This is a genomic window from Hymenobacter arizonensis (genome assembly GCF_900115775.1).
Taxonomy (GTDB): Bacteria; Bacteroidota; Bacteroidia; order Cytophagales; family Hymenobacteraceae; genus Hymenobacter; species Hymenobacter arizonensis.
This window is the reverse complement of record NZ_FOXS01000003.1, coordinates 213349-228778: the sequence shown is the minus strand read 5'-3', so window position 1 is coordinate 228778 and position 15430 is coordinate 213349. Positions and strand designations below refer to the sequence as shown.

The window sequence follows — 15430 nt, the reverse complement described above, 5'->3', positions numbered from 1 at the left end:
ATCTGCCCACAAAAAAAGGAGCCTGCTGATTAAGAAAGGGAACGTGTCCCTTCCTCAATCAGCAGGCTCCTTTTTGGTTAGCCTACCAGCCCCTAATTAGAGCTGGGGAGCAGGTGTCGTGAAGAAGTCGAACGTGAACTCGGCACGACGGTTACGTGACATGTTCGCGGGCGAAGTGTTCGGTGCAGCTGGCTCCGATTCGCCACGGCCTTCCGTGATAACGCGGCTGGTGTCGACGCCGCGGCTAGTGAAGTAGCGCTTCAGCGATTCGGCACGGCGCTCCGACAAGCCTTGGTTATACTCATCGGTACCGCGGCTATCGGCGTGGCCGATGATGCGCAGGCCATAGTCGGTGCTGTCTTTCAAAGCCTTCACCATTTTGTTAAGGGCCGGGAACGAGCTCGGGTCGATAACAGTGCTGTTGGTCTTGAAGCGAACTGGCTTTTCTAGGGCCTTGATTTTGGGGTTAACAACGCGGGGGCAGCCGTTGGCATCGACGCGGGCACCGGCGGGGGTGTCGGGGCACTTGTCAAGGTTGTCGGGCACGCCGTCGTTGTCTTGGTCGAGCACCAGCGGGCAGCCCGTGGCATCTACTTGCGTGCCGGCGGGGGTGTCGGGGCACTTGTCATCGCTGTCGCGCACGCCGTCGTTGTCGGCGTCGGGGCAACCTTGCAGCTCAACTTTGCCGGGGGTGTCGGGGCACTGGTCGTCGCCATCGCGCACGCCATCGCCGTCACGGTCGGGGCAGCCTTCCAGGGTGGGCAGGCCCTTCTCGTCGGGGCACTTGTCTTGGTAGTCGGGCACGCCGTCGCCGTCGCGGTCAAGCGGGCAGCCGTTGGGGTCCACGGCCACGCCAGCGGGTGTGTCGGGGCACTTGTCTTTGCGGTCGGGCACGCCGTCGCCGTCGGTGTCCTTGGGCTTACCGAAGGCAATGTTCAGGCCCACGGTGTGCTGCAGAAACCGGTCGTCGAAGCTGTTTTGGTCGCGAATGGGTTGGCCGTCGATGTTGGCGCTGAGGGGAACGTGCTGCCCGGTTTGAACGAACAGGCCCAGCCCATCGCTGATGCGGAAGTTGATACCGGCGGCACCAAAGGCGTCGAAATGCGTGCTGTTGCCATTGCTGCTGCGGCCCTGAATCTGGCCTTCGCGGCTGAGGTAAGTCAGGCCTGGTGCCACCAGCAAGTAGGGCTGAATGAAAGCGTCTTCCTTAAAGGCCCACCCGTTGTTCAGCTTCAGCTTGAACGCCAGGTTGCCGTGCACCACGTTGGTGTTAAAGAAGTTGGTAGTGTTCTGGCTGCCCTTGAGCTCTACGTAGCCAAGGTGCAGGCCCACGTCGAGGCCGGAGGTTAGGTAGCGGTTCACGGCGAACCCGGGGCCGTAGTTGTTGTTGCTCCAGTTCCAAAAATTCGAACCGAAGTTGCCTTTGTACTGGTAAGCACTACCAGAGAGGCTGATAGCGGTTTTGCGGTCGGCACTTTGCGCATGTCCCTCGTGGGCAGCTGCCAGTGTGAGCCCCAGCAAAACCAGCAGGGAGGTTAGAGAACGTCTCATATAAAAGGTGTTAGGGTGATGAAAAAGCCCGACAGCAGCACTCCAAGAGGCGCACTGGCTGCCATTTGGGCCATAGTTATATACTTTTTATGTGCCAGAAGGTTATGCTGCCCGTGGGTATTAAGCGTTTTCTGGGCCTTACCTACCACGAAGAAACCTCTAACGTCAAGTGGATTAGCTCGCCTGATGGATAGGCGCTTATTGGCAATTTTGGGCCCTACGCTTGTGCTTGCGCGTGCCCCAATAAATGGGTTAAAAAATTCTCATTTTCCATGCCTAAGGCCACTCCCAGCCCGGCTATCTCCAGCGCTCGAGCATTACTGAAAACCGCTTACACCCCACTGAGGCCACTTTTTGCCATCTGCTTGCCCTCAGCTGTTGCCTGCTGCTTATTAAGCTGTAATCCAGCTACTGCCGAGCATAAAGCGAGTCTTAAACATTCACAAAGCATTTGCTTCAAACCCAGCTTCCCGAAGGCATGTATCACGGGCAAGTTGCTGCGCAATTGCGTCAACCCCATCTGAATCAGAGTAGAATATTCAAATAATATTCTTCCGGCTAACCCAGCTGCTCTTACCAGCGTCGAGGTTTATGGAGCCAAAGCCTACAGCCGGCCCGCCCTAGCCAAGCCCAAATGTGGCCACCACCCGAAAGTACATGAAGGTGCCCCTGGCAGGGCTTGCTACCTTCCCCACCCTGCACCATTAGCCCCCCGCAGGCTGCTAAGCGTCCCTCTGTGGTGGTAGCTGTTCAGGCTTGCCAGGCAACTAGCTAATAGTTGCGCTTCAATCTCCTGCTTCCCATTTCCTTTCTTTTATGCACGTCTCTTTCCCCTTTGGCAAACAACTATTGCTGCCAGCGCTGCTGCTGAGCGCCACGCCCCTATTGGCCCAAACCACCCCGCCCAAAACCAACGACACCACCACCCCGCTGCACCTGCTCAAGCCCGACTACCCCGTGCCCTACGGCCAGGTAAAAGCCGAGGAAGTAAAGCAGGTGCTCGACCGGGTATACAGCTACCTGAACACGGCCACACCCGCCGAGCTGGTCGACAAGAAAACCAACGCCACCCTCACCGACCGTCGCAAATTCGTGCCCGACGCCATCATTCGGTCCGGCGATTTCCGCCTCACCAGCTACGAATGGGGCGTGACCTACGCCGGTATGTTGCGGGCCAGCGAAACCACCGGCGACCCCAAGTATGCCGCCTACACCACCAGCCGCCTCAAGTTTTTGAGCGAGTTGTTACTCTACTTCCGCGCCTACCAAACCGCCAACCCCGAGGCCCCCACCCCCGTGCGCTCGGTGCTGCACCCCAAGGCCCTCGACGATGCCGGCGCCATTTGCGCGGCCATGATTAAAACTCAGCGCCTGGACCCTAAAGCCGACCTTCGGCCCATGATTGACAACTTCATGACTTACATCATGACCAAGGAGTTTCGGCTGCCCGACGGCACCCTGGCCCGCAACCGTCCGCAGCCCAACACGCTCTGGCTCGACGACCTGTACATGAGCATTCCGGCCCTGGCCCAAATGGGCAAGCTCACCGGTGAGCGCCGCTACTACGACGAGGCCGTGAAGCAGATTACCCAGTTTGCCCCGCGCATGTTCAACCAGCAAAAAGGCCTCTACATGCACGGCTGGGTGCAAGACATGGCCGAGCACCCTGAGTTCCATTGGGCCCGGGCCAACGGCTGGGCCCTGCTCACCAAAGTGGAGCTGCTCGACGTGCTGCCCGCCGACCACCCCGGCCGCCCGGCCGTGCTGGAGCTGCTGCGCGCCCACGCCCGCGGGCTGGCGGCCCGGCAGTCGGGCAGTGGATTCTGGCACCAGCTGCTCGACCGCAACGACTCCTACCTCGAAACTTCGGCCACGGCCATCTACGCCTACGCCATTGCGCACGCCGTGAACCAGGGCTGGCTCGATGCCAAGGCCTACGGCCCCATGGCCCTACTGGCCTGGAACGCGGTGAGCACCAAAGTCACCGCCCAGGGCCAGGTAGCAGGCACCTGCGTGGGCACCGGCATGGGCTTCGACCCGGCTTTCTACTACTACCGCCCCATCAACTTATACGCCGCGCACGGCTACGGCCCGGTGCTGCTGGCTGGGGCTGAAACCATTCAGCTGCTTAAGCAGCACCCGTATGGGATTAATGATAGCTCGGTGCAGACGCTGAAGTAAATAGAGCGCTGCGTTGGTGATTGACTAACTTGCTTTTTGCCAATGCAAACAGCTAAGTCATGCCCGCACTTAAAGATGACCTCCTCAAACTGGCAAAACAGCTGCAACTTCCTCCTGAGGAGTTTGACGCAGTCGGCATTCACGCGTGGCCGGCGGTGTTTCAAAAAATTGAGGCAGCCTTTGTTATTAAAACATCGTCCAATACCCACTTCAATCGGTGGCGGGAAAGCCTTAAAGGTCCGCGTTACAGCATCCTCTTTGAGCACGGCCAAGCCTATGAGTGCTTACACCGACTAATAGATGCACAGGAGCAGGTTTGGTTTGTCGCTTGCGACATCGACCGAGACCCAAGTAAATCTTGGCTATTTCAAGGTAAGATTCAAGCTATACAATCGGTGTTGCGCGAACACCATTCGTTTGAATATTACCCCGTCTCGAAAAAGTATGAGTGGTTAGTATGCGAAACTGACCATAGTCTATTGGTAGGCTTGAAAAGCATGATTCCGAAAATGGAAGCTTTGCTGCCAGTGGTCAAGTCAAATTAAGCTCGTGTTTTAGGCCACACTTTTTACCTCACGGCCACGTCCCAAACCTTGGCCATGCGAGCCTTGCCGGCCGGGCCCTCCACGTTCAGCACCACGATGTATTTGCCAGCATCCTTATAGCGGTGCACCGGGCTTTTCTCGGTGGAAGTGGTGCCGTCGCCAAAGTCCCAGTGCCAGCGCTTGATGGGGCCGCGGCTTTCGTCGGTGAATGTGACCTGGCGGCGAGCCATATCCGTCACCTGGAATGACCACTGGGCCGCTAGTTTCGGCCGGTATCGCTCGGCCAGGGGCAGGAGCGTGAAGACGGTACCCAGGCTGGAATTGCCGTACATCTTGTGGTTCTTCGACAAGTTCCAGAAGCCTTTTTTGCTTTCGTCGCGCTCGTCATCGTAGTCAATCACGGCCCAGGTAAGGCCAATTTTCTTTCCCTCCGTCAGCACCGATTCTACGGCACGGGCGGGCCCCTCTGCCCGGGCGTAGTCGAAGGGCGTAATCCAGAACTCGGCCGTGAGCTTGCCGGGTTGGCCGGGGCGGAAGTCGTAGGAGTAAGCGATGTTGGCGTAGGGCAAGCGCTTTATCCAGGGCTGGCTGCCCCAGGCCAGGGCCCAGTCCTTGCCCTCGGCGGGCATGAAAATGTGGTAATTCTGCGCATGTACGCCGTGGGAGGAGAAATAACGCTCCATCAGTGGCAGGTCCTGGTTGGGGTGCAGCTCGGCGGTGAGCGGGCCACCGGAGAGGTCGCCGTCCACCACTATTTCGAAGGTGTCGTGGTGCAGGCCGGGCAGGGCGAAATCCCAGTAGTTGTCGTAAGCTTCGTAGAGGAAATACAGACGGTTGAGGCCCGCTACCCAGGCCACCCGCACCTTCACATCAAGGTTGTTGGAATCGGCCTTAGGGTAGCGGCCGGAGTCGTCACGCAACTGGTCGGTGCCCACGATGTACTCCTTGGGGAACGTGGCCCAGTCGTCGGCCTTGCCGTCGATGCGGGGAATCATATTGGCCGGAAACTGATAGACTTTGAAGCCACGGTCTTCCTGAGCGTAGGCAGATTGAGTAATGGCAATGCATAAGGCCGTCATGCAGAGCGCAGCGAAGCATCTTGCCAGCCGTGGAACCTCACCCCCAGCCCCTCTCCCGCGGAGAGGGGAGCCTAATGATTGAAAAAAATAGCTCACTGTGTTTATTCTAATTTTCACGATTGCAGCGTATTCGAAGTCAGTGGCTAGCGGCGCGAATCTTAACTAACAGGGCTTAGCGCCGCCGTGGCTCCCCTCTCCGCGGGAGAGGGGCCGGGGGTGAGGTTCCACGGCTGCATGCTCTGCCCATCCTATCTCAATACTTCCGCTTCAGCCACGCCCGTGGCACCGGAATAATGCAGATGTTCATGCTCCGGCCATCGGCCGAGAGCATGGCCGACTGAATCTGAATCCGGGTGCCGTCGGGGCTCATGGTGGGGTGCGGGTGGTCGGCGGCGGTTTGCTTGTGGCCCGCCGAGAGCAGCAGCATTTCGCGGGTGTGCCGGTCAATCAGGTAGATGTTGCGGGCAAAATCGTCGCCCACGGCCCACCGGCCATCCGGCGAGCCGCTCACGTGCCACAAGCCGCTGCCGCTGGGCGTCTGGCCCACAATGGTCATTTCGCGGGTGCGGTGGTTGATGATGCCCAGCCCCGTGGGCTTTTCGCGGGTGCCCGAGGGGCCCCAGGCAGCCTCCTGCCCCGGGTTGGCGCCGCTCACGGGGGTGCCCGCGGCCACGTCTTTGGTCGAGCTGGGGATTTTGCGGTGGCCCATGATGGCAATGGCGATTTCATCCTTGGAAATCACCGCCTCGTGCGTCACCCACTCGTATTCTGCCTCCGGGTACAGGGGCCGCAGGCCGCTGCCGTCGGCCTGCACCGTCCAGGTGCGTTGGGGCGACTTGCCGCCCGTTTCCCAGCAAAACACCAGCTCGCCGGGCACCCAGGGGTTGGTTTGGATGTGCCCAATCTGGAACGGCACCGACACCACGTGCTTCAGGGCGCCCGTGCGCACGTTCATCGCGGCAATGCCCGAGGGCCCGGCGCCCATGTTGCGCGGGCCGAAATTCTGCTCCAGCCTGGCACCCGGCGCCAGGTGCCGGGCGGCTTCTTCCCGGCCCACCCGGAAATAGGCCCAGGCCTCGTCGCCGTCGAGGGCCATGTCGCCACCGGCCTGTAGTTCGGGCGGCGTGGTGCCGCACACGCGCTGGTATTCGCTGGCGGCCTTCATGCGGCCGGCTTTGCTGTCGGCAAACAGCCTGGCCAAATCCACCTCCACAATCTGCAGCCCCGCCGAGGCCGCCGTGCCAGCCGATGCCCCGGCCTGCTGGGCCGTTTCGCCGGGCGGGCGCCGCATGAAATACAGCTTCATGGAGTTGCGCGCAATGTTGAGCATGCCCGTGAAACCGCCTTCTGTCACCTGCACCATCTGGCCGGTTTTTTCGTGCACCGCCATGGCCTCCCCCCTCACCCTACCCGACCGGAAAATGAGCCACTGCCCGTCGGAAGTCCATTGGTTGTGGGTTTGGTAAATCTTAGAATCGCCACTGGCTGAGCTGGTCAGGAAGGTGAGCGGGGTGCCCGTCACGGGGTCTTTCACCACTTTCCGCTCCGAGGGAAACCGGCGGCCAATCTGCGCATCCGCCGTGCCGGCCAACAAAAGAGTACAGCCGAGGGCTGCCAGCATCATCCCATTTTTCATAGTCAGCGAGCGGCTATTAGGTTAAAAGGCTTTTGATTTGAGCTGCTGCAGCGTCCCGTTTTTCAAGGGCTCACTGCTTTGCACCACCAGGTTGCGCACGCCTTCCAGCACCACCATCGGCGCGGGGCCGGCTTTCGGGGCCACCACGTGCCGCAGGCTGCCGCCCTGCACATCGAGCAGCATCAGCGCCGGCCGTGTTTCCGGCCCTAACAGGTAGATATTGACGTTGCTCAGCACCACATTTTTCACGTGCCGGATGAAAAAGCCATACGCCGGCAGCACGCCGAACTTTTGCGGCTCGGGGTAGTCTTTTTCGTGCTCGGGCACTGTTTTCTGTATCTCGGCCGTGGCCGCGGCATCCAGCGGCTTATACCAGATGCTGATGTTGCTCAGGCGCACGTCCTCAATGGGATGACCCGGCAAACCGGCAATGAGCGTGGCAAACCGTGAGTCGGCGTTGTACACGTTCACGTTGCTGATGTTGATGCGGCGCAACGCCCCAATGGCCGTGCCGACCGGCGCCCGCATCCGGCCACCCAGCCGCAGGAATATCGGCGAATTGGTAACGTTCCGCATGGTAATGTTGCTGATGGTCACGTCTTCCAGCAGGCCCCCGTCCACGGTTTCAAGCGCCAGCCCCCGGCAGTACTCAAACACGCAGTTGCTGATGGCAATGTTCTTGAAGCCACCATTCGATTCAGTGCCAAACTTGATGCGACCGGTGGGCCCCTCCTTGTCCGGCACCAGATGCGGCTCGTTGCGCAGGTAGGTGCCGTTGTGCAGGGTGCCGCGGTCGTAGCCGCTCACCTGGCAGTTGGTAATGGTCACGTTTTCCGTGGGCCGGGCATAGCCCAGGGCGAAGGAGCTTTTCAAGCAAATGGCATCGTCCCAGGGCGAGTTGACGGTGCAGTTGGCAATCCGCACGTTCTTGCAGCCGTCGATGTCGAGGCCGTCGCGGTTGGTGTCCAGTGTCAGGTTGTCGATGGTGAGGTTGTCGACCCCGGTGGCCAGAAGCGCGAAATGCCCGCCGTAGAGCACCGTAAAATCGCGCAGCTGCACGTTGCGGCACAGCTTCAGGGCGATGGCTTTGTTGCCGACGGGCGCGCGGTGCGGGCCTTCCCGCGTCAGCCCCCGCCCGTGAATGGTGCCGGGCCCCAGAATGGAAATGTCTACTAAGTTCTCGCCCCAAATGAGGCTGTTGTGCCAGTGGCTATGCCCAAAATCCTGGTACGTGTCGTTGGCCGCGGGCTCGGGGGCATCGTAGCCGCGCTCCCCCACTGGCGCGGCGGCCACCAACGTCGCTCCCTGGTCTAGGTACAGGGAAATGCGGCTTTGCAGCCTGATGGAGTAACTCAGGTACGTGCCGGCCGGAAAGTACACCGTGCCCCCGCCGGCTTTGGCCGCCGCTGCAATGGCTCGGTTCACTGCGTCGCTGTCGATGGCCGTGCTATCGCCCTTGGCCCCAAAAGCGCGCACGTTGAAGCTGGCTGTCGGTGGGGCGGCCAGCAGCCGGGAGGCACAAGCCAGGCACAATAAAATCAGGACGACGGGGCGAAGCATGGATGTTTTCGGGGTAAGCCGTACCGGCTGCCAGCCACTTCCTCCAACCAATGCTATGCACGAGGGAGAAGCACAAGCAGGCGCCGCACCGTTGCAAGGACCACCCCACGCTTGCGCCAACTGTCCTGTACTCTTCTGAAATGCGCCTGCCTCACTCCCGCGTGTTGAGGCCGCCAAGCAGCGCCGCCCAGGAGCTGGTTCCAATGCCTAGCCCCAACCATATTCAGTATCTGCTTTAATAAATATCTACTGTTAACCAAAGCCTTGTATAACTCGCTGCCGTGGGCAGTAGCGCGAACTTTGTAGTTCGCGTCCCCGCGCCATTAGCGTCGTTCGAGTGTCCGCAGGGGACGCGAACTACAATGTTCGCGCTACTACCCACGGCGTATTAGCATTAATTTTCTCGTCCCCAGGCAACCTCGCCAGCACTGGCCGCATCAATGACCCGAAACTCCGCGAGTGCCCCTTCCCCATGATGAGCATAGTATATTCTACTAGCCGCATATTTGCGAAGCACATTTACCCGGGTTCGGCATTATGATAGAATTGCGCAACATCCGCAAGAGCTACGCAGTGGGCACTCATCGCCTGGAAGTGCTCAAGGGCATCGACTTGCACATTGGGGCGGGCGAGTTGGTGAGCATCATGGGGTCGTCTGGGTCGGGCAAGAGCACGCTGCTCAACATCCTGGGAATTCTTGACGATTTCGACCAAGGCGACTACACCCTGGCCGGTACCCGCATCGACCGCAACCTGTCGCAGACCAAAGCGGCCCACTACCGCAACCAGTTTCTCGGGTTTGTCTTCCAATCCTTCAACCTGCTCAGCTTCAAAAGCGCGCTGGAGAACGTGGCCCTGCCCCTCTACTACCAGAAAGTCAGCCGCCGCGAGCGCAACCGCCTGGCCCTCGACTACCTCGACCGGGTAGGCCTGGCCGACCGCGCCGAGCACCTGCCCAGCGAGCTTTCGGGCGGGCAGAAGCAGCGCGTGGCCATTGCCCGCGCCCTCATCAGCCAGCCCAAACTCATTCTGGCCGACGAGCCCACCGGTGCCCTCGACACCCACACCACCCAAGAAGTGATGGACATTTTCAAGCAGGTGCACCGCGACGGCATGACGGTCGTCATCGTGACCCATGAAAACGACATTGCCGCCCAAACCCAGCGCATGATTCGCGTGCGCGACGGACTAATTGTAAACGAATAATCTCCACCCCTATGAAAACGCTCCTACTTGCCTTGCATGGGTCCGTCTGCTTCGCCGCCCAGGCGCAAACAACACCAGCTGCCGAAACCCAGGCCCTGGCCCGAGAAATCAACCAGCTGATGCGCGACCCGCAAAAGCCCAAGCAGGAGCTAACCCTTACCCTCGCCGGCTGCCACGCCGAGCAGCTCATCCGTGACCGGGGCGCCGACGTGCAAACCAGTCAGCCCCTGGCCGTGAGCTTCAATCGCGGCGACTCGGGCTGGGCCATGAAAATGGACAACGGCGTTTTCGAAATGAAAATGAGCTTCGAGTGGGCCAACGTCACCTCTCTCACCTACGAGCCCACCACCAACAACAAAGGCCAGAAGCACTTCAATATCAAGCTAAACAACCAGAAAAACGGCAGCAACACCAACTTCTCCCTCCCCCTCTTCACCACCGACGAAGCCGTAGTAAAAGACGTAACCGCCCGCCTCGAAAAAGTGCGCCAGCGCTGCCAGAAGTGAACATTTAGCAATTAACATTTAACAATTAGCAATTAGCAGCTCGCAGTTAGAGCCACTTCGCAGAAGCACTTCAGGAATTCATAGAAATCATTTGTGCTGTCACGCTTCATATCTCCTCTCCTACTACCTTTCAACATTTGGCTAATTGTTAAATGCTAACTGTTAAATGTTAATTGTCAATGTTTGACCTCGATAAATGGCAGGAGATATTGGGCACGATGCGCCGCAACAAGCTGCGCACGTTCCTGACGGCGTTTGGCGTGTTTTGGGGCATTTTCATGCTGGTGCTGCTGCTGGGTGCGGGCAAAGGCATGGAAAACGGCGTGTGGAAACAGTTTGGGGGAGGAGCCAAAAACAGCTTGTTTGTGAGCGCCGGCAAAACCTCGTTGCCCTGGCAGGGCCTGCAGCCGGGCCGCCAAATCAAGTTCACCAACGACGACCTTGAAGCCATTCGCCGCCAGGTAGACGGCGTAGAGCTGCTGGCCACCCGCAACCGGCTATTCGGCGAATACACCATCATGAACGGCACCAAAAACGGTTCCTATCAGGTGTTTGGAGCCAATGCCGAGTTCTTCGACCTGAACGGCGAAAAATTGGCCCAGGGCCGGCTGCTTAACCCCCTCGACGGCATTGAACAGCGCAAGGTGATGCTGCTGGGCGAGAAAGTACGCAAGGTGCTCTTCGGCGACAGCAACTGCATTGGCCGCTTCGTGCAGGTGAAAGGAGTGTTTTTCCGGGTGGTGGGCACGTTCACCAACACCGGCAACAACGGCCGCAACGAAGAGCGGGCCTTTGTGCCGTTCACTACGTTCCAAACCACGTTCAACCAGTACAACCAGGTGCAGCGCATCGGCGTGAGCAGCCGCAAGGGCACACCCGTGAAAGAGCTCGAAGAGCAGGTGCGGCAGTTGCTGGCCACCCGCCACAAGTTCGACCCCGCCGACAAGCAGGCCCTGGACCTCGACAACAACGAAGAAGAACTAGCGCGCTTCGAAGGGCTCTTCAGCGGCATCCGGCTGTTCGTGACCATCATTGGCGTGCTCACGCTGGTGGCCGGCGTGGTGGGCGTGAGCAACATCATGCTCATCATTGTGCAGGAACGCACCCGCGAAATCGGCGTGCGCAAGGCCCTGGGCGCCACCCCCTGGAGCATCATCAGCATGATAGTGCAGGAGTCAGTCGTAATTACCAGCGTCTCAGGCTACCTGGGCCTGCTGGCCGGTGTGGCCCTGCTCGACGCCGTGCGCTACGCCCTGGAGCAGTCCGGCGGCACCACTTCCTACTTCGACAACCCCCAAGTGAACGTGAGCGTGGCCCTCAGCGCCACCGCCCTGCTGGTAGTGGCCGGCGCAGCCGCTGGCCTGGTCCCCGCCACCAAAGCTGCCAATGTGAAACCCATCGAAGCCCTGCGGGACATTTGACATTTAGCAATTAACATTTAACAGTATGATAGGCGGACGTGAGAATGTGCTTTATGATAAGGTGTACGCTTTCGCCTTGCGCATTATTAAGGCCTACCGCTTCCTCACAGGCGAGCAAAAGGAATATATTTTGTCGAAACAGCTGCTGCGGTGCGGCACATCCATTGGAGCGAACATCGCCGAGGCCAACAGCGCTATTTCGAATGCCGATTTTTCAGCAAAAATGTCCATTGCTTACAAGGAAAGCCTGGAAACCAAGTATTGGCTCAACCTGCTACACGACTCCGATTATATCCCCAGCAAAAACTTCGAAAGCATCCTAGCCGAGGCCGACGAACTAAGCAAAATGCTCTTCACCACCATCCGCTCCTCCCGTTCCCTCAATAACCGCGCGGCTATCAGCTAAGCGCGTGTTAAATGTTAATTGTTAAATGTTCAATGTAGATACGTGGCAGGAAATCTGGGGCACGGTGCGGCGACACAAGCTGCGCACGGGCCTCACTGCGTTTGGCGTGTACTGGGGCATATTTATGCTGGTGGTGCTGCTGGGTGCGGGCCGGGGCTTCCAGAACGGCGTGGAAAAAGAGTTTGACGTGGCCAAAAACGCGGTATTCATCTGGTCGCAGCGCACCAGTGAGCCCTACGCCGGGCTGAAAGTGGGCCGCTTCATCCGGTTCACGAACGACGATGTGGCCGCCCTGAACCGCGAGATACCCGAAGCCGCGGCCATCCTGCCGCGTGGCTCCCTCGATGGCACCTTTACCGTGCAGTACGGCACCAAAAGCTCCTCTTTTTCGGTGAATGGCGAATATCCCAACTACCCGGCCGTGAAGGCGGTGAACATGACCAGCGGCCGGTTTATCAATGAACCTGATATCACCGAGCGGCGCAAAGTGGCCGTCATTGGGAACCGGGTGGCGGAGGTGCTTTTTGGCAGCCAAAACCCACTGGGTCAGCAAATCCGCATCAAAGGCATTTACTTCCTGGTGGTGGGCTTGTTTAAAGGCGAAGGCAAGCCCGAAAACGCCCAGGAAGAAGCCCAGACCATCATCATCCCACTCACTGCCCTGCAGCACACCTTCAATCAGGTGAACCGCGTGGGCTATTTCGCTTTCATCCCCAAACCCGGCATTCCGGCGGCGGTAGTCGAAACCAAGGCCAAGCAGGTGCTGGCCCGCCAGCACAAAGTAGCGCCCACCGACGAGCGCGCCTTTGGCTCGGCCAACGTGGAAGAAGAATACGCAAAGGTGCAGGGCCTCTTTGCCGGCATCACGAGCTTTGGCTGGCTCGTGAGCGTCGGCACCATTCTGGCCGGCATCATCGGCGTCAGCAACATCATGCTCATCGTGGTGAAGGAGCGCACCAAAGAAATAGGGATTCGCAAGGCGCTGGGGGCCACGCCCTGGAGCATTGTGAGCCTCATTGTGCAGGAAAGCATAGTGCTAACGGCCGTGGCCGGGCTGTTTGGCCTGTTGGTTGGCACGGCCCTCATGGCTGGCATCGATGCCCTGATTGCGGGCGAGGACGTTGGCTTCTTTGCCAATCCGCGCGTCGACATCGGCGTGGCCGGCGCGGCCATTGTCCTGCTGGTAGTGGCCGGGGCCGTGGCCGGGCTGGTACCGGCGCTGCAGGCGGCACGGGTGCAGCCAGTGGTGGCCCTGAAAGACGAATAAAGCAAAACCGAACAATTACTTCAAAAACACCTCCGTATGAAACGCGTCTTCCTTTCGCTCTTGCTGCTGTTGCTCCTCGCCGGGTTTGGCTGGCTGGGCTACTATTTCTGGAAGCAGGCTCATACCGACCCGGTTACCTACCAGACCGAGACACCCTTCGTGGCCGACATCGTTAAGAAAACTGTAGCCACCGGCAGCATCGTGCCGCGGCGCGAAGTGCTGATTAAGCCCCAGGTTTCGGGCATAGTGGAGGAGCTGTATGTAGAAGCCGGGCAGCCAGTGAAGGAAGGGCAGCTGCTGGCCCGCATCCGGACAGTAGCCAACGCGGCCAGCGTCAACAATGCCCAAACCGGCATTCAGGCGTCGCGCATTGCGCTAGAAACCAGCAAAGTGGTCCTCGACCGACAGAAAGCCCTCTTCGACCAAAAGGTGATTGCCGAGCAAGAATACCTCAACTTCCTAGCCGACTACCGGGCCAAAAAACAAGCCCTCGACGCGGCCGAAAGCAACCTGCAGATTGCCCAGCGCGGCGCCTCGCGCAACACCGGCGGCTCGCTAAATCTGGTGCGCTCCACCATTACCGGCATGCTGCTCGACGTGCCCGTAAAGGCCGGCTCGTCGGTGGTCGAGCGCAACAACTTCAACGAAGGCACCACCATCGCCTCCGTGGCCGACATGCAGAGCCTAGTGTTCGAAGGCAAGATTGACGAGAGCGAAGTGGGCAAGGTGCGCGAAGGCATGGACCTCAACCTGACCATCGGCGCACTCGAAAATCAAAGCTTCCCCGCCATCCTCGAATACATCGCTCCCAAAGGCCTGGCCGAGGAAGGCGCCATCAAGTTCCAGGTGCGGGCCCGGCTCAAGCTCCAGCCCGGTCAGTTCCTGCGGGCTAACTACTCGGCCAACGGCGACATTGTGCTGGGCAAGCGGCAGCAGGTGCTAGCCATCAGGGAGGGCCTGTTGCAATTCGGCAAAGTGAACAAAGACAGTGTATTTGTGGAAGTAGAAACCGGCCCTCAACAGTTTCAGAAACGCCTGGTAAAAACCGGCCTCTCCGACGGCGTCAATGTTGAAATAACGTCGGGCCTGGCCAAGAGCGACAAGGTGAAGGTGCTGGGCCCACCCGCCGGAACTGACAAAAAGAGCTAGCCAGCAGGCACCTCTGTTCAGTCCCTCCCCCACTCAGCTGCCAGCATCGCGCACTCGGCGTGCCGTGAGCAAGTCACCCAATGGTCGTTGACAATGCCGGCCGTCTGCAGGATGTTGTAGCACGTCATGGGCCCGGTCATTACGAAGCCGCGCCGCTTTAAATCCTGGCTCATGGCGGTGCTTTCCGGCGTCGAGAGCGGCGCGGGACTGGCCGCGCTCCGCTGCCCGTCCACGGTGCGCCCGCCCACATAGGCGTAGAAAAACGGCAAGATTCCCTCCTCGCCCACTTCGGCGCGCAGCCGCAGCCAGGCCTGGGCGTTGCGCACCGTAGCTTCCAGCTTCCGCCGGTTCCGCAGTATGCGCGGATTAACGATTACCTCCTCTATCTCGGACTCTCCCCACCGGGCCAGTCGCTCAGGGTCGAAGTTCTCCAGCAGCTCCCGAAACCCCTCTCGCCGCTTCAGCACCACCGGAAAATCGAACCCAAGCTGAAACGTGTGCAGCACCAAGTACTCAAACAATATCGCCGGCTCCGCCACGGGCTCGCCCCATTCGTGGTCGTGAAAAGCGCGCAGCAGCTCGCTGTGGTTGGCCCAGGCGCACTGGCCATCGGCAGCAGGCACGGAAGGTAAGCTCATGGCACAAGGTAATTCAGTTGGCTGGCTTTGAAGCTGTTTAGGAATTCATCCGTCCGTCATTCCGAGCGCAGCCGAGGAATCTCGCTCGCACCGTTCGGGCCTCGTGCAACGACTCGGGCGAGATTCCTCGGCTGCGCTCGGAATGACGAACAGTCACTCATTACTTCCTAAACAGGCTCTTTAGGAGGCAGGCACGGTCGCGCTACGGGCCAGTAGGTCTTTACCCTAAAAGCAAAAAGCCCCGTTTCCAAATCGGAAACGGGGCTTTTATGTAGAGAGCGAGGG

The 15430-nt window shown here is 59.5% G+C and carries 13 protein-coding genes; 8 read left to right on the top strand and 5 right to left on the bottom strand.

Annotation, left to right across the window (positions count from 1 at the left end; translation table 11 throughout):
• Window positions 1-96: 96 nt before the first annotated feature.
• Window positions 97-1551 carry an OmpA family protein gene (locus tag BMZ66_RS26355; RefSeq protein ID WP_092673626.1) on the bottom strand — a complete coding sequence of 485 codons (1455 nt, stop codon included), beginning with the start codon at window positions 1549-1551 and terminating at the stop codon, window positions 97-99.
• A gap of 816 nt (window positions 1552-2367) precedes the next feature.
• Between BMZ66_RS26355 and BMZ66_RS12635 the strand changes: the two genes are divergently transcribed.
• Together BMZ66_RS12635 and BMZ66_RS12630 are read left to right on the top strand one after the other, a co-directional pair.
• The gene (locus BMZ66_RS12635; RefSeq protein ID WP_092673620.1) at window positions 2368-3732 is read left to right on the top strand and encodes a glycoside hydrolase family 88/105 protein; all 1365 of its coding nucleotides are present in this window, start codon (window positions 2368-2370) and stop codon (window positions 3730-3732) included.
• Between the two features lie 59 nt (window positions 3733-3791).
• Complete coding sequence (locus tag BMZ66_RS12630; protein WP_092673617.1) at window positions 3792-4277, top strand: DUF6756 family protein; 486 nt, start codon at window positions 3792-3794, stop codon at window positions 4275-4277.
• A 23-nt stretch (window positions 4278-4300) separates the two neighbouring features.
• Here the strand turns inward: BMZ66_RS12630 and BMZ66_RS12625 are convergent, their stop codons facing one another.
• The 3 genes from BMZ66_RS12625 to BMZ66_RS12615 all read right to left on the bottom strand — a co-directional run bounded on the left by BMZ66_RS12625 (window position 4301) and on the right by BMZ66_RS12615 (window position 8552).
• Window positions 4301-5356: a PKD domain-containing protein gene (locus tag BMZ66_RS12625; RefSeq protein WP_092673614.1), complete on the bottom strand. Its 1056-nt coding sequence runs from the start codon at window positions 5354-5356 to the stop codon at window positions 4301-4303.
• 253 nt (window positions 5357-5609) lie between these two features.
• Window positions 5610-6992, bottom strand: coding sequence for a TolB-like translocation protein (locus BMZ66_RS12620; protein WP_214606994.1), 1383 nt, complete (start codon window positions 6990-6992; stop codon window positions 5610-5612).
• Between the two features lie 21 nt (window positions 6993-7013).
• The gene (locus BMZ66_RS12615) at window positions 7014-8552 is read right to left on the bottom strand and encodes a rhamnogalacturonidase (RefSeq protein WP_092673611.1); all 1539 of its coding nucleotides are present in this window, start codon (window positions 8550-8552) and stop codon (window positions 7014-7016) included.
• Between the two features lie 537 nt (window positions 8553-9089).
• Between BMZ66_RS12615 and BMZ66_RS12610 the strand changes: the two genes are divergently transcribed.
• The 6 genes from BMZ66_RS12610 (at window position 9090) to BMZ66_RS12585 (ending at window position 14507) form a co-directional block, all read left to right on the top strand.
• Window positions 9090-9758: an ABC transporter ATP-binding protein gene (locus BMZ66_RS12610; RefSeq protein ID WP_092673608.1), complete on the top strand. Its 669-nt coding sequence runs from the start codon at window positions 9090-9092 to the stop codon at window positions 9756-9758.
• Window positions 9759-9769: 11 nt separating this feature from the next.
• Complete coding sequence (locus tag BMZ66_RS12605) at window positions 9770-10264, top strand: hypothetical protein (protein ID WP_092673604.1); 495 nt, start codon at window positions 9770-9772, stop codon at window positions 10262-10264.
• Between the two features lie 179 nt (window positions 10265-10443).
• Entirely contained in the window at window positions 10444-11685 is a 1242-nt protein-coding gene (locus BMZ66_RS12600) for an ABC transporter permease (RefSeq protein ID WP_092673601.1), read from the top strand.
• 25 nt (window positions 11686-11710) lie between these two features.
• Window positions 11711-12091, top strand: a complete 381-nt coding sequence (locus BMZ66_RS12595) for a four helix bundle protein (RefSeq protein ID WP_092673598.1) — start codon at window positions 11711-11713, stop codon at window positions 12089-12091.
• A gap of 25 nt (window positions 12092-12116) precedes the next feature.
• Window positions 12117-13358: an ABC transporter permease gene (locus BMZ66_RS12590; protein WP_092673595.1), complete on the top strand. Its 1242-nt coding sequence runs from the start codon at window positions 12117-12119 to the stop codon at window positions 13356-13358.
• Window positions 13359-13394: 36 nt separating this feature from the next.
• The gene (locus tag BMZ66_RS12585) at window positions 13395-14507 is read left to right on the top strand and encodes an efflux RND transporter periplasmic adaptor subunit (RefSeq protein ID WP_092673592.1); all 1113 of its coding nucleotides are present in this window, start codon (window positions 13395-13397) and stop codon (window positions 14505-14507) included.
• 17 nt (window positions 14508-14524) lie between these two features.
• Here the strand turns inward: BMZ66_RS12585 and BMZ66_RS12580 are convergent, their stop codons facing one another.
• Entirely contained in the window at window positions 14525-15145 is a 621-nt protein-coding gene (locus BMZ66_RS12580) for a DNA-3-methyladenine glycosylase I (RefSeq protein WP_092673589.1), read from the bottom strand.
• Window positions 15146-15430: the final 285 nt, after the last annotated feature.

Excerpts from the sequence above, each read along its gene's own strand:
- BMZ66_RS12585 (WP_092673592.1), top strand. The coding sequence starts at position 13,395 with ATGAAACGCGTCTTCCTTTCGCTCTTGCTGCTGTTGCTCCTCGCCGGG.
- BMZ66_RS12600 (WP_092673601.1), top strand. The coding sequence starts at position 10,444 with ATGTTTGACCTCGATAAATGGCAGGAGATATTGGGCACGATGCGCCGC.
- BMZ66_RS26355 (WP_092673626.1), bottom strand. The coding sequence starts at position 1,551 with ATGAGACGTTCTCTAACCTCCCTGCTGGTTTTGCTGGGGCTCACACTG.
- BMZ66_RS12630 (WP_092673617.1), top strand. The coding sequence starts at position 3,792 with ATGCCCGCACTTAAAGATGACCTCCTCAAACTGGCAAAACAGCTGCAA.
- BMZ66_RS12595 (WP_092673598.1), top strand. The coding sequence starts at position 11,711 with ATGATAGGCGGACGTGAGAATGTGCTTTATGATAAGGTGTACGCTTTC.
- BMZ66_RS12635 (WP_092673620.1), top strand. The coding sequence starts at position 2,368 with ATGCACGTCTCTTTCCCCTTTGGCAAACAACTATTGCTGCCAGCGCTG.
- BMZ66_RS12605 (WP_092673604.1), top strand. The coding sequence starts at position 9,770 with ATGAAAACGCTCCTACTTGCCTTGCATGGGTCCGTCTGCTTCGCCGCC.
- BMZ66_RS12625 (WP_092673614.1), bottom strand. The coding sequence starts at position 5,356 with ATGACGGCCTTATGCATTGCCATTACTCAATCTGCCTACGCTCAGGAA.
- BMZ66_RS12610 (WP_092673608.1), top strand. The coding sequence starts at position 9,090 with ATGATAGAATTGCGCAACATCCGCAAGAGCTACGCAGTGGGCACTCAT.
- BMZ66_RS12590 (WP_092673595.1), top strand. The coding sequence starts at position 12,117 with ATGTTCAATGTAGATACGTGGCAGGAAATCTGGGGCACGGTGCGGCGA.
- BMZ66_RS12580 (WP_092673589.1), bottom strand. The coding sequence starts at position 15,145 with ATGAGCTTACCTTCCGTGCCTGCTGCCGATGGCCAGTGCGCCTGGGCC.
- BMZ66_RS12620 (WP_214606994.1), bottom strand. The coding sequence starts at position 6,992 with ATGAAAAATGGGATGATGCTGGCAGCCCTCGGCTGTACTCTTTTGTTG.
- BMZ66_RS12615 (WP_092673611.1), bottom strand. The coding sequence starts at position 8,552 with ATGCTTCGCCCCGTCGTCCTGATTTTATTGTGCCTGGCTTGTGCCTCC.